General features: G+C 58.8%; 24 protein-coding genes. 17 read left to right on the top strand and 7 right to left on the bottom strand.

The genetic code is table 11. The annotated features are described in order from the left end of the window. Nucleotides 1–2 precede the first annotated feature (2 nt). Both IT895_RS17715 and IT895_RS17710 read right to left on the bottom strand, forming a co-directional pair. Nucleotides 3–1,562 carry a BCCT family transporter gene (locus IT895_RS17715; RefSeq protein ID WP_233337299.1) on the bottom strand — a complete coding sequence of 520 codons (1,560 nt, stop codon included), beginning with the start codon at nucleotides 1,560–1,562 and terminating at the stop codon, nucleotides 3–5. Between the two features lie 171 nt (nucleotides 1,563–1,733). Then, on the bottom strand, nucleotides 1,734–2,486 hold the full coding sequence (locus IT895_RS17710; RefSeq protein ID WP_085919428.1) for a DUF481 domain-containing protein: 753 nt from the start codon (nucleotides 2,484–2,486) through the stop codon (nucleotides 1,734–1,736). Nucleotides 2,487–2,608: 122 nt separating this feature from the next. Between IT895_RS17710 and IT895_RS17705 the strand changes: the two genes are divergently transcribed. The 10 genes from IT895_RS17705 to urtE all read left to right on the top strand — a co-directional run bounded on the left by IT895_RS17705 (nucleotide 2,609) and on the right by urtE (nucleotide 14,366). Beyond that, the gene (locus tag IT895_RS17705) at nucleotides 2,609–4,306 is read left to right on the top strand and encodes an ATP-binding protein (protein WP_085919427.1); all 1,698 of its coding nucleotides are present in this window, start codon (nucleotides 2,609–2,611) and stop codon (nucleotides 4,304–4,306) included. 58 nt (nucleotides 4,307–4,364) lie between these two features. Continuing rightward, nucleotides 4,365–5,096: a response regulator gene (locus tag IT895_RS17700; protein ID WP_199284221.1), complete on the top strand. Its 732-nt coding sequence runs from the start codon at nucleotides 4,365–4,367 to the stop codon at nucleotides 5,094–5,096. 200 nt (nucleotides 5,097–5,296) lie between these two features. Further along, a complete protein-coding gene (locus tag IT895_RS17695; protein WP_176243689.1) occupies nucleotides 5,297–6,298 on the top strand; it encodes a Bug family tripartite tricarboxylate transporter substrate binding protein in 1,002 nt (333 codons plus the stop codon). Next, nucleotides 6,298–6,750: a tripartite tricarboxylate transporter TctB family protein gene (locus IT895_RS17690; RefSeq protein WP_176243693.1), complete on the top strand. Its 453-nt coding sequence runs from the start codon at nucleotides 6,298–6,300 to the stop codon at nucleotides 6,748–6,750. The genes IT895_RS17695 and IT895_RS17690 overlap by 1 nt, the downstream gene beginning before the upstream one ends. Further along, nucleotides 6,750–8,276, top strand: a complete 1,527-nt coding sequence (locus IT895_RS17685; protein WP_085919424.1) for a tripartite tricarboxylate transporter permease — start codon at nucleotides 6,750–6,752, stop codon at nucleotides 8,274–8,276. The genes IT895_RS17690 and IT895_RS17685 overlap by 1 nt, the downstream gene beginning before the upstream one ends. A gap of 329 nt (nucleotides 8,277–8,605) precedes the next feature. Continuing rightward, nucleotides 8,606–9,946 carry an urea ABC transporter substrate-binding protein gene (gene urtA / locus IT895_RS17680; protein ID WP_199284220.1) on the top strand — a complete coding sequence of 447 codons (1,341 nt, stop codon included), beginning with the start codon at nucleotides 8,606–8,608 and terminating at the stop codon, nucleotides 9,944–9,946. Nucleotides 9,947–10,102: 156 nt separating this feature from the next. After that, a complete protein-coding gene (gene urtB, locus IT895_RS17675; RefSeq protein ID WP_199284219.1) occupies nucleotides 10,103–11,692 on the top strand; it encodes an urea ABC transporter permease subunit UrtB in 1,590 nt (529 codons plus the stop codon). A gap of 6 nt (nucleotides 11,693–11,698) precedes the next feature. Next, nucleotides 11,699–12,823, top strand: a complete 1,125-nt coding sequence (gene urtC, locus IT895_RS17670) for an urea ABC transporter permease subunit UrtC (protein ID WP_199284218.1) — start codon at nucleotides 11,699–11,701, stop codon at nucleotides 12,821–12,823. Next, nucleotides 12,820–13,656 (top strand): urea ABC transporter ATP-binding protein UrtD, encoded by an 837-nt coding sequence (urtD, locus tag IT895_RS17665; protein WP_085919420.1) that lies wholly within the window; start codon nucleotides 12,820–12,822, stop codon nucleotides 13,654–13,656. The genes urtC and urtD overlap by 4 nt, the downstream gene beginning before the upstream one ends. Next, nucleotides 13,656–14,366, top strand: a complete 711-nt coding sequence (gene urtE, locus IT895_RS17660; protein ID WP_199284217.1) for an urea ABC transporter ATP-binding subunit UrtE — start codon at nucleotides 13,656–13,658, stop codon at nucleotides 14,364–14,366. Before urtD ends, urtE begins: the two co-directional genes overlap by 1 nt. Before the next feature lie 81 nt (nucleotides 14,367–14,447). On the opposite strand, the gene IT895_RS17655 is transcribed toward urtE, so the two are convergent. The 5 genes from IT895_RS17655 to IT895_RS17635 form a co-directional block, all read right to left on the bottom strand. Next, nucleotides 14,448–15,368: a metal ABC transporter permease gene (locus IT895_RS17655; RefSeq protein WP_085919418.1), complete on the bottom strand. Its 921-nt coding sequence runs from the start codon at nucleotides 15,366–15,368 to the stop codon at nucleotides 14,448–14,450. Further along, a complete protein-coding gene (locus tag IT895_RS17650) occupies nucleotides 15,365–16,477 on the bottom strand; it encodes a metal ABC transporter permease (protein WP_199284216.1) in 1,113 nt (370 codons plus the stop codon). Before IT895_RS17650 ends, IT895_RS17655 begins: the two co-directional genes overlap by 4 nt. A 3-nt stretch (nucleotides 16,478–16,480) precedes the next feature. After that, nucleotides 16,481–17,263: a metal ABC transporter ATP-binding protein gene (locus tag IT895_RS17645; protein WP_085919416.1), complete on the bottom strand. Its 783-nt coding sequence runs from the start codon at nucleotides 17,261–17,263 to the stop codon at nucleotides 16,481–16,483. Between the two features lie 12 nt (nucleotides 17,264–17,275). Beyond that, a complete protein-coding gene (locus IT895_RS17640) occupies nucleotides 17,276–18,253 on the bottom strand; it encodes a metal ABC transporter solute-binding protein, Zn/Mn family (protein ID WP_199284215.1) in 978 nt (325 codons plus the stop codon). A gap of 201 nt (nucleotides 18,254–18,454) precedes the next feature. Then, nucleotides 18,455–19,822 carry a PepSY-associated TM helix domain-containing protein gene (locus IT895_RS17635; RefSeq protein ID WP_199284214.1) on the bottom strand — a complete coding sequence of 456 codons (1,368 nt, stop codon included), beginning with the start codon at nucleotides 19,820–19,822 and terminating at the stop codon, nucleotides 18,455–18,457. Between the two features lie 507 nt (nucleotides 19,823–20,329). On the opposite strand from IT895_RS17635, the gene IT895_RS17630 reads away from it, so the two are divergent. From IT895_RS17630 to ureG, 7 genes are all read left to right on the top strand, one after another. Beyond that, a complete protein-coding gene (locus IT895_RS17630) occupies nucleotides 20,330–21,214 on the top strand; it encodes an urease accessory protein UreD (protein WP_199284213.1) in 885 nt (294 codons plus the stop codon). 23 nt (nucleotides 21,215–21,237) lie between these two features. Further along, nucleotides 21,238–21,540 (top strand): urease subunit gamma, encoded by a 303-nt coding sequence (locus IT895_RS17625; RefSeq protein WP_085919412.1) that lies wholly within the window; start codon nucleotides 21,238–21,240, stop codon nucleotides 21,538–21,540. A 24-nt stretch (nucleotides 21,541–21,564) separates the two neighbouring features. Next, nucleotides 21,565–21,885: an urease subunit beta gene (locus tag IT895_RS17620; protein ID WP_085919501.1), complete on the top strand. Its 321-nt coding sequence runs from the start codon at nucleotides 21,565–21,567 to the stop codon at nucleotides 21,883–21,885. Next, nucleotides 21,882–23,597 carry an urease subunit alpha gene (gene ureC, locus IT895_RS17615; RefSeq protein ID WP_199284212.1) on the top strand — a complete coding sequence of 572 codons (1,716 nt, stop codon included), beginning with the start codon at nucleotides 21,882–21,884 and terminating at the stop codon, nucleotides 23,595–23,597. The genes IT895_RS17620 and ureC overlap by 4 nt, the downstream gene beginning before the upstream one ends. A 199-nt stretch (nucleotides 23,598–23,796) precedes the next feature. Next, nucleotides 23,797–24,345: an urease accessory protein UreE gene (gene ureE, locus IT895_RS17610; RefSeq protein WP_199284211.1), complete on the top strand. Its 549-nt coding sequence runs from the start codon at nucleotides 23,797–23,799 to the stop codon at nucleotides 24,343–24,345. Further along, nucleotides 24,335–25,039 (top strand): urease accessory protein UreF, encoded by a 705-nt coding sequence (locus IT895_RS17605; RefSeq protein ID WP_199285518.1) that lies wholly within the window; start codon nucleotides 24,335–24,337, stop codon nucleotides 25,037–25,039. Before ureE ends, IT895_RS17605 begins: the two co-directional genes overlap by 11 nt. 12 nt (nucleotides 25,040–25,051) lie before the next feature. Continuing rightward, nucleotides 25,052–25,681 (top strand): urease accessory protein UreG, encoded by a 630-nt coding sequence (gene ureG, locus IT895_RS17600; protein ID WP_066320893.1) that lies wholly within the window; start codon nucleotides 25,052–25,054, stop codon nucleotides 25,679–25,681. Nucleotides 25,682–25,881: the final 200 nt, after the last annotated feature.

Below are 25,881 nucleotides of genomic sequence, written 5' to 3'. Positions count from 1 at the left end.
GGCTACTTAATAATGCCCTGCTCACGCGCCATGGCATACGCAGCCTTGGGGCCGTGCCATAAAGTGGGCAACAGGATCAGCGACACGGGAATGGCGGTGATCACGATAAACTGCTGTAGCGCACTGATTTGCCCGGCGCCCATGTTCAGCAATATCGCCGCCATCAGGGCCATGGCGATCCCCCAGAAGGCGCGGATGTAAGGGTTGGGGTCATCGTGACCAGCGCCCACGACGGCGATGGCGTAGCTCATCGAGTCACCGGTGGTCGCCACGAAAATGGTCGTTAACAGCAAGATCGCCAACGCCATCCAGGTGCCGCCGGGCAGTGCTTGCGCGACGGTCAGCGTGGCCACGTCAAACTGGAAGTTGTTCAGCGCTTTGGTCAGCTCGATGGCACCGCTGAGCTGATAGTAGATGCCCGAGCCGCCAAGCAGGGTAAACCACACGCTGGTGGCAATCGGCGCGATAACAGCGACGGCGACAATCATCTGGCGAATGGTGCGGCCACGGGAAATGCGCGCCACGAAAATGGCCATCAGCGGTGCATAGCCGATGAACCAGGCAAAGAAGAACACCGTCCACCACTGCATCCACCAGTCGGGCGCGGTGTCCGCCGTCGTGGTTGCCATGGTGAAGAACTCGCTCACATAGGTGCCCAGCCCTGCCACATAGCTGTTGGTCAGGAACAGGGTCGGGCCGAAGATAAAGATGACCGCACCAATCGTGAGCGCCAGCAGCACGTTGAACCGACTGAGTAGCTGAATGCCTTTATGGACACCGCTCATTGAGGACAGCACATAAATGCTGCCCAGCGCCGCAAGAATGATCAACTGGCCGGTATAGCCTTCCGGCAGACCAAATAGCTCGTGCAAACCAAAACTGACCTGGGTCGCCAGGAAACCGATCGGCCCCACGGTGCCTGCCACCAGGGCAATCACGCAGCAGGCATCGATAATGCCGCCGAGCGGCCCACGTAGCAGGCGCTCGCCAAATACCGGATACAGTAGGGTGCGCGGTTGAAGCGGTTGGCCTTTCACATAGTGGGCATGCGCCAGCACCACCGCCGAAAGCGACCCGAGGACTGCCCACGCCAGGAAGCCCCAGTGGTTAAATGACTGGGCGAGGGCGTTCGCCACGGCTTCTGGTGTGCCCGCCTCGCTGTCAAAGGCGGGAGGGGTGACCACAAAGTGGTAGATCGGCTCGCCTGCCGCGAAAAATACCCCACCCCCGGCCAGCAAGGTGCACAGAATGATCGATAGCCACTTGAAAGTACTCATTTCCGGCGCATCGAGGTTGCCGATTTTGGCGTTGGCGGCGGGGGTAAAGGCCAGGCCAATGGCAATCAAGAAGGTGGCGATCAGCAGCAGTTGAAAGTAGGTTCCAAATACCCGCGCTGTCCAGGCGAAGCCGGTACTGATGCTGTTGGCAACGAGGTCGACATCGTAAAGTGATAGACCAATAAAGGCCACGATAAAGCCGATGCTGAGCAGCAGCACCAGAGGATCACCGAGGGCGCGTAGACCACTTCGTGGCATCGCGTCTTGAGTTGATTGTGTCGTCATGAGAGTCCGTTTGGGAATTGGGCAAGATGGTCGTCAAACTTAACAGCTTGCCGCGTTGAAAAGTGGGAAAAAAAAAGCGCCATTCATGGAATGGCGCTAGGACAGGAAACTGAGCACATTGTAACGTCTTTATAGACCAACGTCTAACACGGCTTGCTGCATTATGGTGCGCTACCAGTGGAAAAGCAGCGACGCGCTGGTGGTGGTGTCGCTGCGTTTGTCGGCATCGTCAGGGGGCTCTGAATTGTGTTTGATCTCGTAGGAGAGGCGGAGCGAAAGCTTTGAGTTCAGCCGTGTCGTCAGGGCGGTGAGCGAGCGCGAGGTGACATTCTGGCGCGTGTATTCCAGCGACGCTTCCTGACGGATATCGGCGTAGTCGGCAAATTCCCAGCGATAATCGATGGCCGAATAGGCAACGCCCAGGCGCTCATTACCGTGCTCGCGGAGCCGGTCGTGGCGGTAGCCCGGGCCGGCTTCCAGCGACAGCGTATGACGCTCGTTGTCGAGGATCTGCCGCCCGTAGCCGCCAATCGCGCTGAGCTGCTGATCGTAACCGGCAAAGCGATCTTTTTCCCAACGGGCAAAGCCAAACAGGTAATGGGGCCCGTTGAAGTCGTAGCGTTCGCGGGCCGCCAGCAGGTACTGTTCGGCGGCAGTGTCGTCTTCCTTGCTGACGTGGCGCACTTCGCCGCGCAGCGAGTGGGTCAAATCGCCCGTCAACCATTGCAAGCGGGTTTTGCCGATGAGCGTTTCACTGTTGGTATTGCCCGTGAGGCGGTTGTAGCCCAATTCAGAGTCGCCGCTGAAAACGGGGGTATCGTCGGACGGAGGGTCAGGGGCGTAAAAGGGGCTTGCAATGGCTGACGCGCTCCAGAGAACACCCAGTAAAATGGCCACTCCCTTTCCCCAATCCTTCGCTAGCATACCGCTCTCCCTGATCTGGCAGTGCAAGGCCTGTTACCTGTCCAGTTGACCAAAGCAGCGAAGTTTAACGCCCTCTGCATGCGCATGCCATAATGAGGCCGTTACCGCTTGTGAGTGCCGTCATGCCATCCTCCCGCCCGAACAAAACATTAGCTGAGTTGCAACGCTGGCGTCGAACGCGCTCCAGGCGGCGCTGGTACAAACGCAGCTTTCGCCTTCAGGTCATGCTGCTTGTCGGTCTTTTGCTGGCGGGCATGCTGTTGGCACAAGGCACCTATCTGAATCACCGTAAAGCCGAGATCATCAGCACGCAAATGGGGGAGCGGGCCTTGGCGGTAGCCAAGACGGTGGCCTCAATGCCCGCACTTATCGATGCCTTTGACGATGACAATCCCGCAAGCGTGATACAGCCGCTGGCCGAACGCGTGCGTCGTGAAACCGGCGCGCGGTACGTGGTGGTCGGTAATAACCAAAGCGTGCGCTATTCGCATCCGGTGCCCGAGCGTATCGGCTTGACCATGGTAGGCGGCGATAACGCGCGGGCGCTTGAAGGAGGCGAGTCCTATGTATCGGAAGCGACCGGTACATTGGGGTCCGCCATGCGCGGTAAAACGCCGGTGCGCGATGAAGCGGGGAATATCATCGGCATTGTCTCGGTCGGCTTCATGCTTGATCGCGTCGCAATGGATATCGCTCGCTATAACAGCCTGGGCTGGTCATTGGTGGCGCTGATGATCGTGCTGGGGTTTGCCGGTGCCTATTGGCTCTCCCAGCATCTAAAGCGTGTCATTCTGGGGTTGGAGCCCTACGAAATTGCCCGTCTGGCGATGGAGAAAGAGGCCATCCTGCAATCGATACACGAGGGTATCCTGGCGGTGAACCGCGAAGGCCAGATTACGCTGGTGAACCAACAGGCTCGGTGGTTCCTGGGGTTGGCCGACGAGCATATTCTCCTCGGCCAGCCGATCCGCGAGGTGGTTCCCAATTCGCGGCTCCAGGAAGTGCTTAAGTACGGTCAGCAGGAGTTCGACCAGCAAATGTGGCTGGGGGATCATCCGGTGGTGGTTAACCGCGTGCCGATTGTCCACGAGGGCGAGATCGAGGGAGCGGTGGCGACATTTCGCAGCCGTCGGGAGATTGTCGATCTATCCCAGGCGCTGACCCAGGCTAGCCGCGATGTCGACATGCTGCGCGCCCAGGCGCACGAGTTTTCCAATAAGCTCTACACCATTTCCGGCTTGCTGCAGCTCGAGCGCATTGATGAGGCGCTGACGTTGATCCACCAGGAAACCAAGCGCGCTCAGGCGCAGATGAGCTTCTTGATGCGTAACGTCGTCGATACCGTTTTGAGCGGTACCCTGATGGGCAAACTGACCCGTGCCAGGGAACTGGGCGTAACGCTGGATATTGATGAACAAAGCTCACTTAGCCGCCCGCTAACGCCGACCGGGCAGGAAGTGATGATGAGTGTGGTGGGTAACCTGCTGGATAACGCCTGCTACGCAGCCTTGCATGGGCCGAATGACCCGCCACGGGTACGCTTGTTTTTCACCGACCTGGGCGAGCAATTGCTCATTGAAGTGGAGGATAACGGGCCTGGTGTTGTCCCTGAGCATGTCGAGTCGATTTTTAGCGAAGGCTTCTCGACCAAAACCGGTCAGCATCAGGGACTAGGCCTGGCGCTGGTGGCGCGACTGTGCCGCCAGCATGGTGGCACGGTCACCCTGGAGGACAGCGAACTCGGCGGTGCCTGCTTTATCGCGGTGCTGGACCGCTCACTATGTGCCGACGGTGACGCGTCATCGTCCGTGATAAGCTAACCGGCGCAGATTCTTACAATGACAACTAATGGCCTGTAATTCGGTTAAAGGAAGCCTTATGTCGGCGCACGAGTACGGTATTTTGGTGGTAGAAGATGACTTTCGCATTGCCGATATCCACCGCGCTTTTATCGAGCAAAGCGAGGGTTTTCATGTTGTCGGCATGGCCCGCAACGCCGCTGAAACCAATGCCCTGATGGCCGAGCAAGGGCAGCACGTGCAGTTGATCTTGCTGGATGCTTATCTGCCCGATGTGGAAGGGCTGGAGCTGCTATGGGCGCTGCGTCGTGATTACGTACAGGTGGATATTGTCATGGTCACCGCCGCCCGTGAGGTGGATACCATCAGCGAGGCGCTGCGCGGCGGTGTTTTTGATTACCTTATCAAACCCATTGAAGCCGGTCGTATGCAGCAGATGCTGGCGCGCTTTCGCCGAGAGCGCGAGGCATTGGCCAGCCGCGCGGAGATGAATCAAGCCGAGCTTGACCAGGTGCTGGCCCGCGCAACGCCTGTTGAACCCAACGTCCCCAGTGGGCGAAGCCTGCCAAAAGGTATCGACCGCCTGACGTTACGTTCGGTGGTTGAGGCGCTCAGGCAAGCGCATCAGCCGTTGGCTGCTACCCAGGTGGCACGGGGGATGGGAGCAAGCCGTTCCACGGCACGCCGCTACTTAGAGTTTTTGGTCTCAGTGCAAGTGGTAGACGCCGAATTGGGCTATGGTGATGTAGGTAGACCCGAACGCCGTTACCGTTTGCGGGCCGGTGCCAATGGTTGGCTTGAGGGCCTTTAATCAGGAACAAAAACGAAGCGGTTTAAACGTCCTGACAGCACCGTGAGCAAAATGAACACAATGCGCAGAATGCTTTTTTTGTGCTTAATGTTCACAAGCTTGTCGCCCGGGTCTGCTTTCTTCTAACGTTCACAGCGTGAAGTGCTATGCATCACGACAACACGCTCACTACAACAACAGTTTGAAACGTGGAGAACGCTATGACTCTCAAGTCTTCCTTGAAGTACGTAACGCTGCTGGCTCTGCCGCTGGCCGCAATGACGACTTTTTCCAGCACTGCCGCTGCCTTCGAACCGGAAGGTAAAGTCGAGTGTATCGCCCCCTCTGACCCGGGCGGCGGTTGGGACTTTACCTGCCGTAGTGTCGGCAACGTGCTCCAGGAGCTCGACCTGGTGTCGGGTAACGTTCAGACCATCAATATGGCCGGTGCCGGTGGCGGTGTGGCTTACGGTCATACCATCAGCAAGCGGGCTGGCGATGAGGAGCTTCTCGTCGCGGCGTCTACGGCCACTACGACTCGCCTTGCCCAGGGTCAGTTCCCTGACATGACCGCGGACATGGTCAACTGGATTGGGGCGCTGGGCGCTGACTACGGCATCATCGCCGTCTCCGCCGATTCCGAATACGATGATCTCAATGAGCTGATGGATGCCCTTAAAGAGGATCCACGCAGCGTGAAGTTTGCTGGCGGGAGCGCCAAGGGCGGCTGGGATCACCTCAAGGTATTGATCGCGGCTCAGGCGGCCGAGGTCGAGAACCTGCCACGCATCGCTTACCTGTCTTACAACAATGGCGGCGAAGCACTGACCCAGGTGATCGGCGGCCACGTTGAAGCGTTCACCGGCGATATCACCGAGGCTCAAGGCTTCATGGAATCGGGTGATCTCAAGGTGTTAGCGGTACTGTCTGAAGAGCGCCTACCCGGTGACCTGTCTGATATTCCCACCGCACGCGAACAGGGCATTGATGCGCTGGGCCCCAACTGGCGCGGCTTCTATATGCCAGCGGATATCTCTGACGAAGCCAAGCAGTACTGGGTCGATGCCATGGATACCATTTATGCGAGCGATGAATGGAAGAACGTCATGCAGCAAAATGGCCTGATGCCTTTCCACATGAGCGCCGGTGAGTTCGAGACCTTCGTTAAAGACCAGATCAAAGATATCGAACAGCTGTCCACGGATATCGGGCTGATTCAGTGATGGTTTTCAATGATCGTATCTTTGGAATACTGATGATCGTCCTGGCCGTCGCGTACGGCTGGGGCGCCACTCAGTTTCCCGAACCGTTTGGCGGGTCCGAGGCGGTCGGCCCCGAGACATTTCCTCTGTTATTAGCCGTCGTACTGGGGCTGTCCAGCCTGTACATGGTCGTACGGCCGGATCCGGATAATGCCTGGCCATGGAGCCGTACCGGTATCGAACTGATCGTTGCGGTCGTGGTGCTGGTTCTGTATGCCATGCTGCTGCAACCGCTAGGCTTCATCATCAGCACCGCACTGGCTGTGGGGACTCTCTGCTGGCGCATGGGTTCACGCCCGGTCAAGGCTTATATCACTGGAGCGGTTTCCGGTGTGGTGGTGTACCTGGTATTCAGTTTTGCCCTCGATCTGGCGCTACCGCTAGGCATATTGTCGTTCTTGGAGGTGGGCTAATGGAAACGCTTGGCTTCTTGATGGACGGGTTTGGCGTCGCGCTGCAGCCCCATAACCTGATGTTTGCGCTGATCGGTGCCTTTTTGGGCACTTTGATCGGTGCCTTGCCAGGCCTTGGCCCGGCCAACGGGGTGGCGATCCTGATCCCGCTGGCCTTTACCCTCGGTCTGGCACCGGAAACCGCCCTCATCATGCTGACGTCGGTGTATGCCGGGGCGATGTATGGCGGGCGCATTTCCTCGATACTGCTCAATATTCCCGGTGACGAACCGGCGATGATGACCTGTCTTGATGGCTACCCGATGGCACAACAGGGCAAGGCGTCCGAGGCGTTGGCGATCTCTGCCGTTGCGTCCTTTATCGGTAGCCTGGTGGCCACCATAGGGCTGATTATATTGGCACCTCTGTTGGCAAAGTTCGCCTTGACCTTCGGGCCTGCCGAGTATTTCGCGCTCTTCCTGCTGGCGTTCGCAACCTTGGGCGGTATCACTGGCAAGAATCCAATGAAGACCGTTGTAGCAGCCGCCATCGGTTTGATGATCGCCACGGTGGGTATCGATTCCACCGGGGTGCAGCGCTTTACGTTTGGAACGCTGGAACTCTACGAGGGCGTTGATTTCATCATTGCGATTGTGGGGCTGTTCGCCATTTCCGAGCTGTTGTTCTTCATCGAAGAGAAGGCCGGTGGTGGCAAGGAAAAAATGGCAGTCAACAAGCTCTCGCTCAAGTGGAAGGATATCCGAGAGATCCTGCCTTCCAGCTTTCGTGGTGGGGTGCTGGGCTTCATCGCTGGCGTGCTGCCAGGTGCCGGTGCGTCGCTGGGTAGCTTTATTGGTTATACCCTGGAAAAAAAGGTCGTGGGCAAGAAAGGCTACTTCGGCAAGGGGGATCCACGCGGTGTCGCAGGTCCCGAGGCCGGTAACAACGGTGCTTCAAGCGGCGCGCTGGTGCCCATGCTGACATTGGGTGTGCCGGGTAGCGGCACGACGGCGGTGCTGCTGGCGCTGCTGATTTCGCTGAACATCACGCCGGGCCCGCTGATGTTTACCCAGAATGCCGACATTGTCTGGGGCGTGATTGCCGCTCTCCTGGTGGGTAACTTCCTGCTGCTGATCCTGAACATTCCGATGGTGGGGATCTTCGTCAAGCTGCTGTCGGTACCGCCCATGTACCTGCTGCCGATCGTTACCATGATTGCCTTTGTCGGCATCTACTCGATCAGCAATACCGTCTTCGATCTCTACTTCATGGTGATCTTTGGCGTTGCCGGCTATCTGCTGCGTAAGCTTGAGATTCCCCTGGTGCCGATCATTCTCGGTCTGTTATTGGGGCCGGAGATGGAAAAGAACCTGCGCCACGCCATGGATATATCCGACGGTGACTGGACCATACTATGGAACAGCGGCCTGGCCATTGGCCTTTGGGTATTTGCCGGTCTGGGCTTGATCCTGCCCTATATTATTGGGCCCATCCTGCGCCGCCGGATGCGCAATCCCATCGAAGAGGGAGCGTCTGGCAGCGATTAATCCTGGAACGGATTCATCAACCCTGAAAAACGGGGCGTCGACGAGAGTCGGCGCCCCGTTTTTGCACGGTCACAGTGCATTGAGCGTTACTGGTGCATGATCAGCGTGCGCTCGCCGACAGCTGCTGCGCTATCTTGGTGCTCCTAGTCGTATTCTGGTTTTTTAGACTTATCTTAAGTTGCTGATTGTGCGTCCATAAGTTGCTTATGTGCCAATCTGGCGCAGCCCTTGCAAATTGTTTGTTGCTAGTGGACGTATACCAAGCTTTGTTGCTTGGCATACGACGCCAATAAACGAGCCCCCAGCATAAGGGGTGCAAGGAGATTCAAGTGACCACTTTCCTACGCAAGACACACCCGAAGACGTCTAGAGTGTTCTCAACTGCACTGCTGACCGCTGCTGTGATGGGGGCCAGTACCCAGGCCGTCGCACAAGACGACGACCCGATCAAAGTCGGTATCCTGCACTCGCTGTCCGGCACCATGGCCATCAGCGAAACCGTTCTTAAAGACACCGTCGAGATGCTGGTTGAGCAGCAGAATGAAGCCGGCGGCCTGCTCGGCCGTGAAATTGAACCCGTGGTGGTTGACCCTGCTTCCGACTGGCCGCTGTTTGCCGAGCGCGCCCGGGAGCTGCTTGAGCAGGAAGAAGTGGACGTCATTTTTGGTAACTGGACCTCCGTATCGCGTAAATCGGTACTGCCCGTGGTGGAAGAGTTGAACGGGCTACTGTTCTATCCGGTGCAATATGAAGGTGAAGAGTCGTCCGAAAACGTCTTCTACACCGGCGCGGCACCCAACCAGCAGGCGATTCCGGCCGTTAACTACCTGCATGATCAGGTCGGCGTGGAGCGCTGGGTCCTGGCGGGTACCGACTACGTCTATCCGCGCACCACTAACCGTATCCTGGAAGCCTACCTGAAAGAAGAATTTGGCGTGGCCGACGAAGATATCATGGTCAACTACACGCCCTTTGGTCACTCCGATTGGCAGAATATCGTGTCGGAAATTGGCCGCTTCGGCAGCGAAGGCAAGAAAACCGCCGTGGTATCCACCGTTAACGGTGATGCCAATGTGCCGTTCTACCGTGAGCTGGGCAACCAGGGTATCGACGCGGCCGATATTCCCGTCGTCGCCTTCTCGGTGGGCGAGCAGGAACTCACCGGGATCGATACTGGGCCGCTGGTGGGCCACCTGGCAGCCTGGAACTACTTCATGAGCGTGGATGCCGACGCCAACTACGACTTCATCGACGCCTGGCTTGAGCATACCGGCGAAGACGACGCCGTGACCAACGACCCGATGGAAGCCCACTACATCGGCTTCAACATGTGGGTAGAGGCTGTTCAGAAAGCCGGTACCACCGATGTGGACGCGGTTAAAGATGCCATCATCGGCGTGACCGTGCCCAACCTGTCGGGTGGTTCGGCCGCGATGATGCCCAACCACCACATCACCAAGCCGGTCATGATCGGGGAAATTCAGGACAACGGCCAGTTCGCCGTGGTTTGGGAAACGCCGTCTACCGTGGCAGGCGATGCCTGGTCGGACTACCTACCCGGTTCGCGTGATCTGATCAGCGACTGGCGCAAGCCAATGGAATGCGGCAACTACAACGTGGCGGAAAACCGCTGCATGGGTAGCGATGCTGAAGAAGCGCAGGCCGAGTAAGCCTATGTCAGGGGCGGTGTAAGCCGCCCCGTTGTTGGATCCGTTTTCCCCTTATTCATCTACCCAGGCGATGCCTTGCTTATGGCACCGCCTGGGGCACGCCACTCGAAGGACTCACTCATGAGGATCCCTTGCTATTCGTGGACAGCACGTACCATGTCAAGGATCGTCACCTGTTTGCTCATCAGCCTGCTGGCCTGGTTTCCCATGGCGGTTCAGGCACAGGAGGACGATGGTCAAGCGCTCCTTGAAGCGCTGGATACGCGCTCATTCGACGACAAAGCCATGGCCATCAACGCCATTATCGAAAGCGAGCAAGAGCGCGCCGACGTCTGGTTGCAGGCGCTGCTGGATAGCGACTTACAGCGACTGAAAGACGACGGCCGCTTTGTGATCGCGCTACAAACCGCGGGGCTTGACGTCACCGTTGAAGATGCCCTGACCGGGGAGGCCCTGGGCGAGGTCAGCCGCCGCGACCTGGATCGGTTAACCATCAACAACGCGCTACGCACCCAGCTGCGTTCGGCGATTTCGCTGGTCGAGCTGTATAACGGCGATCAAGACGCCCGTTTGGACGCGGCGAAACGGCTGATTGGCGAGGTAGAGGAAGAACAGGTCGAGCCGCTCACCAACCGGCTGGAAAACGAACCGTCGGCAGCGGTACGCGATCGGTTGAATCAAGCGCTGGCGGTCTATCGCCTCAACCAGGGCGATATCGAGGCCGTCGAGGTGCTATCGGGTAGCTTGAACAGTAACGTCCGGGTGGCGTTGGGTCGTGCTACCCAATCGGATGACCCGCAGATGGTCGACGCCGCCACCGCCGCCCTGGCCGATATCGAGCAAAACCTTAAAATCAACCGCGCCGCCGAGACGCTCTACTTCGGCCTTTCCATGGGCTCGGTGCTGGTGCTCGCGGCCATTGGCCTGGCGATCACCTTCGGCGTGATGGGCGTGATCAACATGGCCCACGGCGAGCTGATCATGCTGGGGGCCTATACCACCTGGGCCATGCAGCAACTGCTGCCCGGCCAGCCGGGGCTGGCCCTGATACTGGCGATCCCTGCCGGGTTCATGGTGTCCGCTCTGGCAGGAGTGGCGATTGAGCGTGGCGTGATTCAGTTTCTGAAAGGCCGCCCGCTGGAGACATTGCTGGCCACGTTCGGTGTCAGCCTTATTCTTCAGCAGCTGGTACGCACGGTGATCTCACCGCAAAACCGTACGGTGATTACCCCGGAATGGATGAGCGGTTCGCTGATGGTGAACGATGCGCTGTCGCTAACCCTTAACCGCATGTATGTGCTGGGGTTTGCGCTGGTGGTGTTTGCGGGCCTGATACTGATCATGCGCCACACACGGCTGGGGCTTGAGGTCCGTGCGGTCACCCAGAACCGCAACATGGCCCGCTCAATGGGCATTCGCGCCACACGCGTGGATATCATGACCTTTGCGCTTGGTTCCGGCGTGGCGGGGCTTGCCGGTGTGGCACTCTCCCAGCTCACCAATGTTGGCCCCAACCTCGGCCAGAACTACATCATCGACTCCTTCATGGTGGTGGTGTTCGGTGGTGTCGGCAATCTATGGGGCACGCTGGTGGCCGGCATGTCGCTGGGCATTATCAACCAGGTGCTGGAACCCTGGGCAGGGGCGGTACTGGCCAAGATTATCGTGCTGGTATTCATCATCCTGTTTATTCAAAAGCGCCCCCGCGGACTCTTTCCGCAGAAGGGCCGGGCGGCGGAGGGCTAATCGATTATGTGGCTAACACGACCCTTCAACGAACGCTCGACGCAGATTTTTCTGCTCATACTGGTACTTGCGGTCACCGTGGTGACGGTGCTGCACCTGGCGGTACCCGCCGGGCATCCGCTGTACGTATCGGGCTATACCGTAGGACTATTGGGCAAGTATCTCACCTATGCGCTGTTGGCGGTCGCGGTGGACCTGGTGTGGGGCTATCTGGGGATTTTGAGCCTGGGGCATGGCGCCTTTTTCGCCATTGGCGGCTATGCCATGGGCATGTACCTGATGCGCCAGATCGGTGATCGCGGCACCTACGGCGACCCTATCCTGCCCGACTTCATGGTCTTCCTGAACTGGGACAGCCTGCCGTGGTACTGGTATGGGTTTGATATGGCCTGGTTTGCCTTTGCCATGGTGTTGATAGCACCGGGGCTGCTGGCGCTGGTATTTGGCTGGCTGGCCTTTCGCTCGCGGGTCACCGGGGTGTATCTGTCGATCATCACCCAGGCGATGACTTTCGCGTTGATGCTGGCGTTTTTCCGCAACGAGATGGGCTTTGGCGGCAACAACGGCCTCACCGATTTCCGCGAGCTATTGGGTTTTGATTTGCGCAGTGAAGCCACCCGCCTCGGTTTGTTCATTGCCTCCGGGGTGGCACTGGCGTTGGGCTATTTGGTATGTCGGTCGATTGTCGGTAGCAAACTCGGTCGGGTGTGCGTCGCCACCCGCGATGCGGAAGCGCGCACGCGCTTTCTCGGCTATCGGGTGGAGCGCTTCCAGCTGTTCGTGTTTGTCGTCTCGGCCATGCTGGCGGGGGTGGCCGGGGCGCTCTACGTGCCCCAGGTGGGTATTATCAACCCCAGCGAATTTGATCCGATTTTCTCCATCGAGATAGTCCTGTGGGTGGCGCTGGGTGGCCGCGCCTCGCTTTACGGTGCGGTGATCGGCGCGGTGCTGGTGAACTACGCCAAGACCGTGTTTACCGGGGTCATGCCCGATGCCTGGCTGTTCGCGCTTGGGGGGCTGTTCGTGTTTGTCACGGTGTTCCTGCCCAAGGGCGTCGCCGGGCTCTTGGAGCGTCGTGCGCGACGTCGAGACGATACTGACGTAACGCCGGAAAAGGAGGCCAAGGCATGAGTTTTTTCCAATCGTTGACCGAACGCGACCGGGTGTTCGACTTCATGACGCCCCAGTTATCGAAGGTGGACGTACGCCACGGGCCGATTCTCTACATGGAGGATGTCACCGTCAGCTTTGATGGCTTCAAGGCCATCAACAACCTGAACCTGACCATCGACGATGGCGAATTGCGCTGCATTATCGGCCCCAACGGGGCGGGTAAAACCACCATGATGGACATCATTACCGGCAAGACACGCCCAGATGAAGGCAGCGTTTGGTTCGGCAGCCGTCATAATCTGCTGCACATGAACGAGCCAGAGATTGCCAGCCTGGGCATCGGGCGCAAGTTCCAGAAGCCTACGGTGTTCGAGGCGTTGACGGTATTTGAAAACCTGGAACTGGCGATGGCGGCGGATAAGCGGATCATACCGACCCTCACCGCCCGCCTGACCGGCGAGATCAAGGACCGCATTGACGAAGTACTGGAGACCATCGGCCTGACGACGCTGCGTTATCAACCCGCGGGTATTCTTTCCCACGGCCAGAAGCAGTGGCTGGAAATCGGCATGCTATTGATGCAGCGCCCGCGCCTGCTGTTGGTGGATGAACCGGTTGCCGGTATGACCGAGCAGGAAATGGAGCGCACCGCCGAGTTGCTCACCGGCTTGGCGGGGCAGCAGTCGGTAGTGGTGGTCGAACACGACATGGGCTTTGTGCGTTCGATTGCCCGCCAGGTGACGGTCTTGCACCAGGGCAGCGTGCTGGCGGAAGGTACCATGGACCAAGTCTCCAGCGACCCCAGTGTGGTTGAGGTTTACCTGGGTGCCGATGACGAGGAGGCCGCCTGATGCTAGCCATTGAAAAGCTCAATCAGTTCTACGGCGAAAGCCACACACTGTGGGACCTGGACCTTGAGGTGCCCGTCGGGCAGTGCACCTGCGTGATGGGCCGTAACGGCGTGGGCAAAACCACGCTGCTGAAGGCGGTCATGGGTGAAGTCGCGGTGAAAAGCGGTGCACTACGCTACTCGAACGGCGATACAGGCGAGGTTGAGCTGACCCAAAAAGCCGTTGAAGAACGTTCACGCCTGGGCATCGGCTATGTGCCCCAGGGGCGTCAGATTTTTCCGCTACTGACCGTGGAAGATAATCTGCGAACGGGACTGGGGGCACGCCGAGACGGGGTGAAAAAAATACCCGAGCGGGTGTATGAGCTGTTCCCGGTGCTCAAGGAAATGAAAAACCGTCGCGGCGGCGATCTCTCCGGCGGCCAGCAGCAACAGCTGGCTATCGGTCGCGCTTTGGTCATCGAGCCAAAATTGTTGATCCTGGATGAGCCCGGCGAGGGCATCCAGCCCAATATCGTCTCGCAAATCGGCCAGGTGATTCGCCAGTTGATCAACGAGGACGGCTTGACGGTACTGCTGGTAGAGCAAAAACTACCCTTTGCACGTAAATACGCCGACCGCTTCGTGATCATGGACCGCGGCCGGCCGGTGGCAAATGGCGATATCGGCGAGCTTTCCGATGAACTGATCCAGCAGCATTTGACGGTTTAGGTTATCCACAGCGGGCTGCGCTGTCTAAAAACGCTCCCACTCAATGGCAGACGTTTTGTCCCCCGGGAGTGTGATCGGCGCCTAAGATAATGAAGGCGGTTCCATCGGCGTCTGGCGTGCCCGGCGCCGCTTGATCTGCTGCGTGATAACGCCGTAGCGCGGACCGGCCAGGAAGGCAAGCATCAGGAAGATGCCGGTCATTACCGCCATCATGCCACCGATGGAGACGTTGAGGTGTACGGCGAGGTAGTAGCCACAAACGCTTGAGCCGATCGAGACCAGCGCGCCGATGACAAACATCATCCACAGTCGGTCGGTCATCAGGTACGCTGCCGAGGCCGGCACGATGGCGAAGGCGATAAACAGCACTGCCCCCACGGCGTCAAAGGCGGCCACGGCGGTTGAGCTTGTGAGCATCAGGAGCACGTAGAAGAGAACCGACGGCATGAAACCAAAGGTCTTGGCCAGTGCCGGGTCAAAGGTGGCCAGCTTCAACTCCTTATAGAACAGGAAGATAAAGCCATAATTCAGTACGGTCATCACGCTCATGGAGACCAGCGCCTGGGGGATCGGCAGGCCAAACAGATTGACCGTGTCCAGCCAGACGAAACCGATCTCACCGAGCAGGACGGTGTGGGTGTCGATATGCACGTCATGGGCATAGATGTTGAGCAGCAACACCCCGATGGAGAACAGTGCCGGAAAGACCAGGCCGATGGCGGCGTCCTGCTTGACGCGCTTGGTGCTGGCCAGTGCCTCAGTGAGCAGGACCGTCAACAGGCCGGTCAAGGCCGCTCCCACCAGTTGTACAGTTCCGCTCTGCTGCTTGGTAAGCAGCCAGACGATGACAATGCCAAAAACGATCGAGTGGCTGATGGCGTCAGACAGCATGCTGTTGCCGCGCAGTACCAGAAAGGTGCCCACCGCCGAGGAGGCAATGCCCACCATGGCGCCGACCAACATGATCTGTAGATCCGTGCTACTGAGCAACGCCGCCATCATGATGGTGTTGCCTCAAACGTTGCGACCACTTTCTTAGCCTCCTCGTAGCCACGGGCTGTGAGCTTCCAGCGAGTGATCCGCTGCGATCCCGTCTCGTGATTGGATTGCTGTGTTAGATAGCCCTGGCGCCGTAGTCGATACAGTATCAGGCGGACACCTAAGGTGTTGTAGTAGCGGGGTGTCGCGGAGGGGTGCTTGTAAAAGGCATACAGCAACTGCTGCCTACGCAACGCTCTTTTTCGCTGATAATGCTGCGCCAGGCCCCACAGCAGGCCACGTCCAGGCGCCAGTGCCAGCGAGATCAAAACAATAGTGGTGGCGGTAAGGACGATCAGTGGGCCGGTGGCCAGGCCGCGTGAGAGGGTGCTAACGGTGGCGCCGGAGACACCGCTGACAATACCGATAGCGGCAGCAATCACCAGCATGCCGCCCAGGTGGCGGCTCCACTGACGGGCGGCCGCTGCAGGCGCCACGATCATGGCGGCCATCAGAATCACACCGACCATTTGTAGGCCGACGACCACAGCCAGTGCCACCATGGTGGTGAGCGTTGCCTCAATGGCGGTGGTGGGCATACCAAGGGTGCGTGCGTACTCCGCATCGAACGTGACCAGCTTGGCCTGTTTCCAGAAAACAGCTAACAGCAGCAGGGTAATCAGCGTGATACCGCCCATCACCCATAGATCCGAGCGAAGAGTGGCAGCGGCCTGGCCGAAAAGGAAGGCTTCCAGCCCACCTTGGGAGGCATTATGGGTGTTCTGAATATAGGTCAGTAGCACGATGCCCACGGCAAAGAAGATACTCAAGCAGATACCCAGCCCGGCATCGGTTTTCAGGCGACTCATTCGGGTCAGCATCAACATGGTCAGTGCGGCGAGCGAGCCGGTCGCCAACGAACCGACGATGATTCCACCAATATCGCGGCTGCCGGTGATGATAAAGCTTAAACAGATGCCAGGAAGTGCGGCGTGGGAAATGGCGTCGCCCAGCAGACTCTGACGGCGCAGCACCGCAAAACAGCCCAGCGGGCCGCTGATCAAGCCGAGCAGTGAGGCACCCATTACCACGTTCTGGAAGGTGTAGTCAGACAATAGATCGAACAACGGCATGCGTTATGTCACCTTCGATGCGGCAAACATGAGCGCATCACTATCGTTCAGCAGGGCGATCTGACCACCATAAGCTTGGCGCAGATGCTCGACCTTGAAGACGTCATCAGCTTGGCCACTGGCCACCACCCGGACGTTGAGCAGTAGCAGCCAGTCGAAGTAATGCCGGACCGTCTGCAGGTCGTGGTGAACCACGATCAACGTCTTGCCCGCATCGCGCAGGCGGCGCAGGATGTCGATGATGGCTCGCTCGGTGGTTGCGTCAACTCCCGCCATGGGCTCGTCCAGAAAGTAGACATCGGCCTGTTGAACCAGCGCCCGAGCAAGAAAAACCCGCTGCTGCTGGCCGCCGGATAGCTGGCTGATCTGACGATCGGCAAAGGCTTGCATGCCGACCATTTCCAGCGCTTCCAATGCCTCGTGGCGTTCTTTGCGGCCCGGACGCCTGAACCAACCCAGGCGCCCGTAAAGTCCCATGATGACTACATCCAGCGCCGTAGTGGGAAAGTCCCAGTCAACGCTGGAGCGTTGCGGCACGTAACCGACGCGCTTGCGTTGCGCGGCGTAAGGGCGTCCATGCACCATGACATCGCCGGACAGCGATGGAACAAGTCCGAGCAAGCTCTTGATCAGCGTGCTCTTGCCTGCGCCATTGGGACCGACAATGCCAGCCATCACGCCGGCGGGAATGTCGAGATCAATGTCCCAGAGCACGGGCTGGCTATGGTAGCTGACCGTCAGGTTGCGGATGCTTAGGGCCGGGTCGGTATTGCTAAGTGTGGCCATCAATAGGCTGCCTTATCGGATATGTTGAGCGATTTCCCACTTGCTCGCCCAGTCGTTCAACTCAGCAGGCAAGGGCGCTAGCGACCCCCCCAGCGCTTCGACAATGTGCTGGGTATTGCGATAGATCATACCCATGTAAGTGCCATCCAAGGTGCCCGCATCGCCCATGGCATCGGAGTAGAGTTCACCGCCGATCTCGACATCATGGCCGCGTTGCTCGGCCGCATCCATCACGGCCTGAACCGTACGTGGATTGATGGTGCTTTCGATGAAGACGGCGGGTACGGCCCGCTCCACGACAATATCCGCCATGCTGCGAATATCGGCAATGCCCGTTTCGGTCTCGGTGCTGATGCCTTGCACACCTTCCACTTCAATATCGTAGGCGCGGCCAAAGTAGCTGAATGCGTCGTGAGCGGTGACCAGAATGCGCTGTTCTTCAGGGATGCTGGCGATACTCTCTTTGACCCATTCATGCAGGGCAAGCAATTGAGCCTGATAGCGCTCGGTATTGGCTTCAATGGCGTCGGCGCAGTCAGGGCGCGCTTCACTGAATGTGGTGCGCAGCGTGGGCAGCGTTTGCGCCCAGAGGGAAACGTCCATCCAGAGGTGTGGGTCGATGCCGTAGATATCCTGTGCGGTAATCAAGTCGCCTGGATCGATCGAGGCGGGAGCCACCGCCAGGGTCGGTGTGCGCTCAGAGAAGTTTTCCAGCACCTCACCCAACTGCCCCTCCAGCGAGTAGCCCGAGTAGAGAATCTGTTCGGCGTCACGCAGCGTCGTCACATCATTGGCGCTCGCCTGGTAGAGATGGGGGTCAACGCCTGGACCCATCATGGCGTTCACACTGACACACTCGCCCCCGACCTCTTGAGCAACATCGGCAATCATGCCGATGGTCGCCACCACATTGAGCGGCTCGTTGTTAGCAGAGGCCGTTGCTGCGAACGAAAGCGCTCCCAATAGCGCCACTGGGTATCTTGTTGCCATGCTGAAACTCCCACCGGTGAGTTATACTCGTCTACGTTGCTGCGCGCAACACTGTGTTGCCTCAAGTAATAAGTATAGCCTTGGCTAAGTTTCTTGCGTCAGGGATTTAATGTCAAGTGGGCAGCCGTTTGATATTGGTGGCTTTCAATCATGGAGCTGTGAAGGGCAAATCGCCCGACGCTTAACGCGCCGGGCGCTTGGTTAGACCGCTCGGCTATTCAAACGCCGCTCCTGGAGCGGACGAATAAGCAGCCAGTCAATGGCCAGCATGACGATGAGTGACGCGCCCACAAGCGGAAACAGTAGGCCGCCAACGGCCAGTATGGCGATCAGGCCGCGGAACACCCGTTTGTCCGAGGGCAGGGGTGGAACGCCCATCTTGCCCTCGGGACGGCGCTTCCACCACATCACTCCGGCTGAGACAGCTAGCAGAATAATGGCGATGCATACGGCTAGAAATAGCAGTTGATTGGCAAGCCCGAACTGCTGGCCCATATGCACGTTGATGCCAAACTCCAGCCAGCGTCCCAGCGGGCCGTAATCGGCGTAGCTCATGTCAAGCAGGCGTTCGCCGCTGTATTGGTCAAGGTGCACCACACGCTGCTGACTGAGGTCATTGGGGTAGGCGGAGCCGGTATACACGCCGGTATCGGTGTTGGGAAGGTTCACAGCGTAGCCGCGATGCAGCCCCAGCTCATCGAAGGTGGCAACGGCCTGGTCTATCCCCATTGGTGTCATGGAGGTAGACGATGTGGAGGACTCGGGCAGTTGCGCCTGCTCTAGCGACCAGGTGGTCGAGCTCTGGTCACTCAGACGGGTGTCTGACATGGGGACTTCCACGCGCACGCCCGACGGGTAGCCAAAGTTATTGCCGTTGGCCCACTGGTTGACCTGCGCACCCCAGACGCCCGACCACGGCATGCCAGTGATGGCGAGAAACACAATAAAGGCACCGACAAAAAGGCCGGTAACAGCATGGGTATCGCGCCAGAACGTCCGGCTTTTGGGTTTGCCGCGCACGCTGACGACACCCCCTGCGCCTTTACGGCGTGGCCACCATAGGTAAAGGCCGGTAAGCACCAGCAAGATTGACCAGCCGCCGGCGATTTCAATCAGTTTGCGTGCAGTGGGTCCAAAGTATTTCAAACTGTGCAGGTAACGAACGGTCCACATCACCGTGCCACGGTCATCCAGCATTCCCAGCACATTCGCGGTATACGGGTTGACGTAAACCGCCAAACGCTCGCCTCCCGCCGTTTTGACAGTGATCTCCGCCGAGCTTTCTGGGGTAGCGGGGTCAGTGAATTTGACGGCTTTACCGGGGTGGGCCGTCAGGGCCGCGCTGATCAGCGAAGAGGGCGGTTGCGTCGCCTCTTGAACGGCCACGCGCTTCATATCGGCGTGTATCAGCGCGTCCAACTCGTCTTTAAAAAGGTACAGCCCTCCCGTCATCGCCAGGGTGATCATAAACGGCAGTACCAACAGGCCTGCATAGAAGTGCCAACGCCAAACGGCGCGATAGAGGTCAGAGGCATGACGCTTGCCTGCCTGCTGAGAGGTTGTCGACATACTCAAACTCCTCGCCGCCGAACCATGGGTGCCTGGCGGATAGTTTTGAAAAACGGCCGCTGAACAAGGCGATCGTGAGGAGAACCGTGTTGGCGGTAACTGAGTAATGGGCTATGTGAGGAGCGATACCAGGCGGTATTTGCTGAACGACGTAGCTGCACGGAGGGTTACCTGAAAAGCACAGTGTAAAAGCTGTGGGTAGGACAAAGGTCAGATGGTAGCGGAAAGTGGTTGCATACACAGCCCTGAAAACGCGGTCATTTGTCACATTGTTATCGCAGGCAAGCGGCTTGGGTCGTGTCGCAGCAAGAGGCAGGGCGCATCTTGCACCTTATTCGTGCGCGAAGGGATCCGGTGTTTCTTTTTAGTGCATTTTTATGACGGGATTTCGACCACCACGTTGCGATGGTAGCCACTCGCTGGGCTAGTCAGTCGGTTTTCACCATTTTGGCGCATTCTTTGCATTGGAAAGTCAGTCATGCGCCAACAAGGAAGCGAAAACGCCTCATGCTGCTGAGTGAACCTGCAAGATTGGATGACACCTCCGGACACCGCTTTGATGCACAACGCCACTGGGCGGCATCGCTGGCGCTGCGCTTTGCCCATCGCCAAGGAGTCACCCGGATGGTGCAGTCGCGCCACTCGGGGCCATTACGGGTACAGCGGCCTTTTTATCCGGAAGGCCGGGGTGAGGCCTGTCACGTTTATCTGCTGCACCCGCCGGGTGGGTTGGTGAGCGGTGATGCGTTGACCATCCAGGCACATGTGGAAAACGGCACTCACGCGCTGCTGACGACACCCGCCGCCAACAAGCTCTATAAAGCTGACAGCCAAGGCGTCGCCTGGATCCAGCACACCTGTCTAAGCGTTGACGACGGCGCGACCCTTGAATGGCTGCCCCAGGAAACCATTGCCTTTGACGGCTCCAGAGGCGAGCAGTATACGCAGATTGACCTTCACGGCAGTGCCCGCTGCCTGGGCTGGGAAATGATGGCGCTGGGCCGCCCGGCGAGCGAGCTGCCCTATGTGTCGGGACGCATTGAGCAGCACTTTCGTTTGACCTTGGACGGCAAGCCGCTGTGGCTGGAGCGCCAGCCCCTCGACCCTTTGCACCCGCGCTTTACCGGGCGCTGGGGGCAAGGGGGCGCGACGGTACAGGCGACGCTCTGGGCAGTGGGCATAGCCGATGTGGCGGGGGCTATCGAGGCCCTGCGCGAAGCGCTGCCTGACAACCCCCGCTGGGCCGTTACCGTGCGCCACGGCGTATTGTTGCTGCGCTATCTGGGCAACGCCCGCAATGAAGCCTGGGCGCTGTGCGAGCAGGCCTGGCATCTACTGCGCCCCCTTTGGATCGAGCGTGAAGCGCACACACCGAGAATCTGGCTAACCTAATAACTCGCTAACGGAGACGCCCCATGGAATTAACCCCGAGAGACAAAGACAAGCTATTACTGTTTTCAGCCGCCCAGCTTGCCGAGCGCCGTCGCGCACGCGGCCTGAAACTCAACTACCCCGAAGCGGTCGCGCTGATCAGTTTTGAAATCATGGAAGGCGCCCGTGACGGTCGCAGCGTGGCCGACCTGATGAGTTACGGCCGCGAGATATTAAGCCGCGACGACGTGATGGAAGGGGTGGCCGAGATGGTCGACGAGGTTCAGGTGGAAGCCACCTTCCCCGACGGCACCAAGCTGGTCACTGTTCACACCCCCATTAATTAGGAGGTCGCCATGATTCCCGGCCCAATGATTCCAGGACAGTATCAGTTAAAAGACGGCGATATCGAGCTGTGTGTCGGCCGTGAACGTATCAGCGTCGAGGTGGCCAATACCGGTGACCGGCCGATTCAGGTGGGGTCGCACTATCATTTTGCCGAGGCCAACCCGGCGCTGGTGTTTGACCGTGACAAGTCACGTGGTTATCGCCTGGACGTCGCGGCGGGCACGGCAATTCGCTTCGAGCCCGGCCAGACCCGCGAAGTTACCTTGATCCCGTATGTCGGTAAGCGGGAAATTTATGGCTTCCGCGGCGATGTGATGGGTGCGCTTGATGGAGGTAAGCAATGAAACCGGACAACAAGATCAGTCGGCAGGCCTACGCCGATATGTACGGCCCCACGGTGGGTGACCGTGTGCGGCTGGGCGACACCGCACTGTGGATTGAAGTCGAAAAGGACGCTACCCACTACGGCGACGAAGTGAAATTTGGCGGCGGCAAGGTTATCCGCGACGGCATGGGCCAAAGCCAGCGGGCCGACGACACGGTGATGGATACGGTCATCACCAATGCGCTGATCTTGGACTGGTGGGGCATCGTCAAAGCCGACGTGGGCATTCAAAGCGGCCGTATTGCCGCGATTGGCAAAGCCGGTAACCCGGATACCCAGCCGGATGTCGAGATCGTGATTGGCCCCGGCACCGAAATCATCTCCGGGGAAGGCAAGATTCTCACCGCCGGGGCGCTGGATGCCCATATTCATTTTATTTGTCCGCAGCTGGTGGAAGAAGCGCTGATGAGCGGCATTACCACCATGCTCGGCGGCGGCACAGGGCCGGCCACCGGCACGAATGCCACCACCTGCACCCCTGGCGCCTGGCATATCGGCAAAATGCTCCAGGCGGTGGACGATATGCCCATGAACATTGGCTTACTGGGCAAGGGTAACGCCAGCCTTCCCGAGTCGCTGGAAGCCCAGCTAAACGCAGGCGCCATGGGCCTCAAACTGCACGAGGACTGGGGCACGACACCCGCCTCGATCAATAACTGCCTTAACGTGGCGGATGTTTATGATGTGCAGGTGGCCATCCACACCGACACCCTGAACGAGTCGGGCTTTGTGGAAGACACCCTGGGGGCCTTTAAAGAACGCTGCATTCACACCTACCACACCGAGGGGGCCGGGGGTGGTCACGCGCCGGATATCCTCACCGCCTGCGCCAAGCCCTATGTGCTGCCGTCGTCCACCAACCCGACGCGCCCCTATACGGTCAACACCATCGACGAACACCTCGATATGCTGATGGTGTGCCACCACCTTGACCCCAATATTCCCGAAGACGTGGCTTTCGCCGACTCACGTATTCGCCGGGAAACCATCGCCGCCGAGGATATCCTCCATGACCTGGGCGTGATCTCGATGATCGCCTCGGACTCCCAGGCCATGGGGCGGGTCGGTGAAGTGGTCTGCCGCACCTGGCAAACGGCCCACAAGATGAAAGTGCAGCGCGGCCTGCTGCCGGAAGACGAGGTCCTGGGCGCCGATAATTTCCGCGCCAAGCGCTATATCGCCAAATACACCATTAACCCGGCCATCACCCACGGTATTGCCCACGAAGTCGGCTCCATCGAAGTCGGAAAAATGGCGGATCTGGTGCTTTGGAAACCGGCGTTTTTCGGTACCAAACCGGCGATGATCATCAAGGGTGGCATGATTGCGGCGGCCCCCATGGGCGACCCCAATGCGTCGATTCCCACGCCACAGCCGGTGCATTACCGTTACATGTTTGGTGCCCTGGGCCGAGCGGCCAGCCAGACCCGGCTCAGCTTTGTCAGCCAGGCGGCGCTGGATGCGGGGATTAAACAAACGCTGGGGCTGAATAGCCAACTGGCCGCGTGCAAAAACGTACGCCAGGTACGCAAGCAGGACATGAAGCTCAACGACGCCTGCCCAGAGCTGACCGTCGACCCACAGACCTACGAAGTGCGCTGCGATGGCGAAATTTTAACCTGCGAGCCCGCCACCGAGCTGCCGCTGGCCCAGCGATATCACTTGTTTTGATTGAGCTATTATCCGGGGCGCCGGGGGTAGGCCTACGAGAGGGCGCTGTGAATACGTCCGTGTACGCTACTTTTGCCATCTGCCCTCCATGGATGGAGGAAATGCCGGAAATGTATGGAACATTTTTCGGCCATGGCAAAAGACCCTCTCTACGGCCTACCCCCGGCACAGCCGCACCGAGCGAGAAAGGACGCTAGTCATGCTAAAACTGATAGAAAGATTAGGGCTGATAGAGGAAAGCGCGGCGAGCGACACACTCACGCTGCCCTTTGAGCTACGCATCCGCGGACGCTTGAAAGCCCAAAGCGACAGCGGTCGTGAGCTGGGGCTGTTTCTGGATCGCGGCCCGGTGTTGCGCAGCGGCGAAGGCCTAAAAGCGGAAAGTGGTGAGATAGTACGCGTCTGCGCCGCCGTAGAACCGGTGGTGACCGCGCGAGTAAGTGCTGGCTTACCACTGGCGCGCCTTGCTTACCACCTGGGCAATCGCCACGTACAGCTGGCGCTGGGAGAAGATGAAAAAGGCGGCTGGGTGCGCTTCCCGCCGGATCATGTACTGGAAGAGCTCGCCGAGTTGTTAGGTGCAGAATTAGAGCACCACAACGCCACCTTCGACCCTGAGCCGGGCGCCTATAATCAGGTAGGCGGCGGTGGTCACTCACATGGTCATTCCCACGGGCACGGCCATTCTCATGACCACGACCACCCTCATGACCATTCGCACGACCATGAGCATCACCATGCCCACTGATGTCACCCCGCAAAGCGATGAGCTGGCACTGCTGGGGCTGATGCAACTGGTCAGCCCGTCGCTGCCCATCGGCGCCTTTGCCTTCTCGCAAGGCCTGGAAAGTGCCTTCGAACTTGGCTGGGTAAGTGACGAAGCAAGTCTGGCCGATTGGCTAAGCGGCGTATTGGAAGACGGCTTAACCCGTTGCGAGTTACCCGTGCTGGCGCGGCTGCATCAGGCCATTGGCCAAGGCGATAGCAATACGATTGCCCAGTGGGATACGTGGCTGGCGGCAACGCGCGAAACTGCCGAGCTGGCCGCTGAAGACAGTCGCCTGGGTGCCTCACTCAAGCGTCTGCTGGGTAGCCTGAATTTGATGCCAAGTGAAGACTCACTACCGTCCTTGTTACCGGTTCAATCAGGTTATGTAACCCTGTTTGCGTACACTGCTCATACCCGTGGCGTCTCCGTTCGACACACGCTGCTCGGCTTTGCCTGGGCGTGGCTGGAAAACCAGTTGGCTGTTGCCTGCAAAGCCCTGCCCCTGGGCCACACTGCTGCCCAGCGGGTGATCGAGCAGTTGCGCCCGGCACTTGTCGGTGCCGTTGATCAGGCGCTTTCGCTTGATGACGAAGAGCTCGGCCCCGTGCTACCTGGTTTGGCGCTGGCCAGCGCCTTGCACGAAACCCAATATTCACGACTGTTTAGAAGTTAGGAGATATTCATCATGACGCACTGTTTACGCGTTGGCGTGGGTGGCCCGGTTGGCTCGGGCAAAACCGCACTGTTAAAGCAGCTCTGCCTGGCGCTGCGCGACCACTACGATATCGCCGTGGTGACCAACGATATCTACACCCGCGAAGATGCTGACTTTCTGCTCAAGCACGATGCGCTGCCGGCCGACCGCATTTTAGGTGTGGAAACCGGCGGCTGCCCGCACACCGCCATTCGAGAAGATGCCTCCATGAACCTGGCGGCCATCGATGAGCTGCAGGAACGCCATCCCAAGCTGGAACTGGTGATGGTGGAGTCCGGCGGCGATAACCTGTCGGCGACCTTTAGCCCCGAGCTTTCGGATCTCACGCTTTACGTGATCGACGTGTCCGCTGGCGACAAGATTCCGCGCAAGGGTGGGCCGGGCATCACCAAATCCGACCTGCTGATTATCAACAAGATCGATATCGCCGAGCAGGTGCATGCCTCGCTGGAGGTGATGGAGCGCGACTCGAAAAAGATGCGTGGCGAACGGCCCTTTGTGTTCACCAATCTTTATGACGGAGTAGGGCTTGAAGAGATTATCCGCTTTATTCTCGATAAAGGGATGCTGGACGAGCGGCGGACGGCCATCGCGGGCTAACCTGGGGTGGGCACAATAAAAAAGTCGCCCCGACCAGGCGGTTGAAGGGTCGAGGCGACTGAACAAAGGTGGGTGGCATCAAGCCTTAAAACGGGCCGTCCCTGGCCACCACACCCCTACATTGGACCGGCGCGCTTTCCATCACCTTAACTTATGTTATGAACATTCTAATTTCGCTCTGAATAGGCCAAAAACCATCG

It is taken from the genome of Halomonas sp. A40-4 (genome assembly GCF_015767635.1).
Lineage (GTDB): Bacteria > Pseudomonadota > Gammaproteobacteria > Pseudomonadales > Halomonadaceae > Vreelandella > Vreelandella janggokensis.
The sequence above is the reverse complement of the archived record's forward strand: the minus strand, read 5'-3'. Positions and strand labels throughout refer to the sequence as shown.

Excerpts from the sequence above, each read along its gene's own strand:
- IT895_RS17625 (WP_085919412.1), top strand. The coding sequence starts at position 21,238 with ATGGAATTAACCCCGAGAGACAAAGACAAGCTATTACTGTTTTCAGCC.
- IT895_RS17700 (WP_199284221.1), top strand. The coding sequence starts at position 4,365 with ATGTCGGCGCACGAGTACGGTATTTTGGTGGTAGAAGATGACTTTCGC.
- ureG (WP_066320893.1), top strand. The coding sequence starts at position 25,052 with ATGACGCACTGTTTACGCGTTGGCGTGGGTGGCCCGGTTGGCTCGGGC.
- IT895_RS17685 (WP_085919424.1), top strand. The coding sequence starts at position 6,750 with ATGGAAACGCTTGGCTTCTTGATGGACGGGTTTGGCGTCGCGCTGCAG.
- IT895_RS17645 (WP_085919416.1), bottom strand. The coding sequence starts at position 17,263 with ATGGCCACACTTAGCAATACCGACCCGGCCCTAAGCATCCGCAACCTG.
- IT895_RS17605 (WP_199285518.1), top strand. The coding sequence starts at position 24,335 with ATGCCCACTGATGTCACCCCGCAAAGCGATGAGCTGGCACTGCTGGGG.
- IT895_RS17710 (WP_085919428.1), bottom strand. The coding sequence starts at position 2,486 with ATGCTAGCGAAGGATTGGGGAAAGGGAGTGGCCATTTTACTGGGTGTT.
- IT895_RS17705 (WP_085919427.1), top strand. The coding sequence starts at position 2,609 with ATGCCATCCTCCCGCCCGAACAAAACATTAGCTGAGTTGCAACGCTGG.
- ureC (WP_199284212.1), top strand. The coding sequence starts at position 21,882 with ATGAAACCGGACAACAAGATCAGTCGGCAGGCCTACGCCGATATGTAC.
- IT895_RS17655 (WP_085919418.1), bottom strand. The coding sequence starts at position 15,368 with ATGATGGCGGCGTTGCTCAGTAGCACGGATCTACAGATCATGTTGGTC.
- urtD (WP_085919420.1), top strand. The coding sequence starts at position 12,820 with ATGAGTTTTTTCCAATCGTTGACCGAACGCGACCGGGTGTTCGACTTC.
- IT895_RS17690 (WP_176243693.1), top strand. The coding sequence starts at position 6,298 with ATGGTTTTCAATGATCGTATCTTTGGAATACTGATGATCGTCCTGGCC.
- IT895_RS17715 (WP_233337299.1), bottom strand. The coding sequence starts at position 1,562 with ATGACGACACAATCAACTCAAGACGCGATGCCACGAAGTGGTCTACGC.
- IT895_RS17620 (WP_085919501.1), top strand. The coding sequence starts at position 21,565 with ATGATTCCAGGACAGTATCAGTTAAAAGACGGCGATATCGAGCTGTGT.
- IT895_RS17650 (WP_199284216.1), bottom strand. The coding sequence starts at position 16,477 with ATGCCGTTGTTCGATCTATTGTCTGACTACACCTTCCAGAACGTGGTA.
- urtE (WP_199284217.1), top strand. The coding sequence starts at position 13,656 with ATGCTAGCCATTGAAAAGCTCAATCAGTTCTACGGCGAAAGCCACACA.
- urtB (WP_199284219.1), top strand. The coding sequence starts at position 10,103 with ATGTCAAGGATCGTCACCTGTTTGCTCATCAGCCTGCTGGCCTGGTTT.
- urtC (WP_199284218.1), top strand. The coding sequence starts at position 11,699 with ATGTGGCTAACACGACCCTTCAACGAACGCTCGACGCAGATTTTTCTG.
- IT895_RS17695 (WP_176243689.1), top strand. The coding sequence starts at position 5,297 with ATGACTCTCAAGTCTTCCTTGAAGTACGTAACGCTGCTGGCTCTGCCG.
- IT895_RS17630 (WP_199284213.1), top strand. The coding sequence starts at position 20,330 with ATGCTGCTGAGTGAACCTGCAAGATTGGATGACACCTCCGGACACCGC.
- ureE (WP_199284211.1), top strand. The coding sequence starts at position 23,797 with ATGCTAAAACTGATAGAAAGATTAGGGCTGATAGAGGAAAGCGCGGCG.
- IT895_RS17635 (WP_199284214.1), bottom strand. The coding sequence starts at position 19,822 with ATGTCGACAACCTCTCAGCAGGCAGGCAAGCGTCATGCCTCTGACCTC.
- IT895_RS17640 (WP_199284215.1), bottom strand. The coding sequence starts at position 18,253 with ATGGCAACAAGATACCCAGTGGCGCTATTGGGAGCGCTTTCGTTCGCA.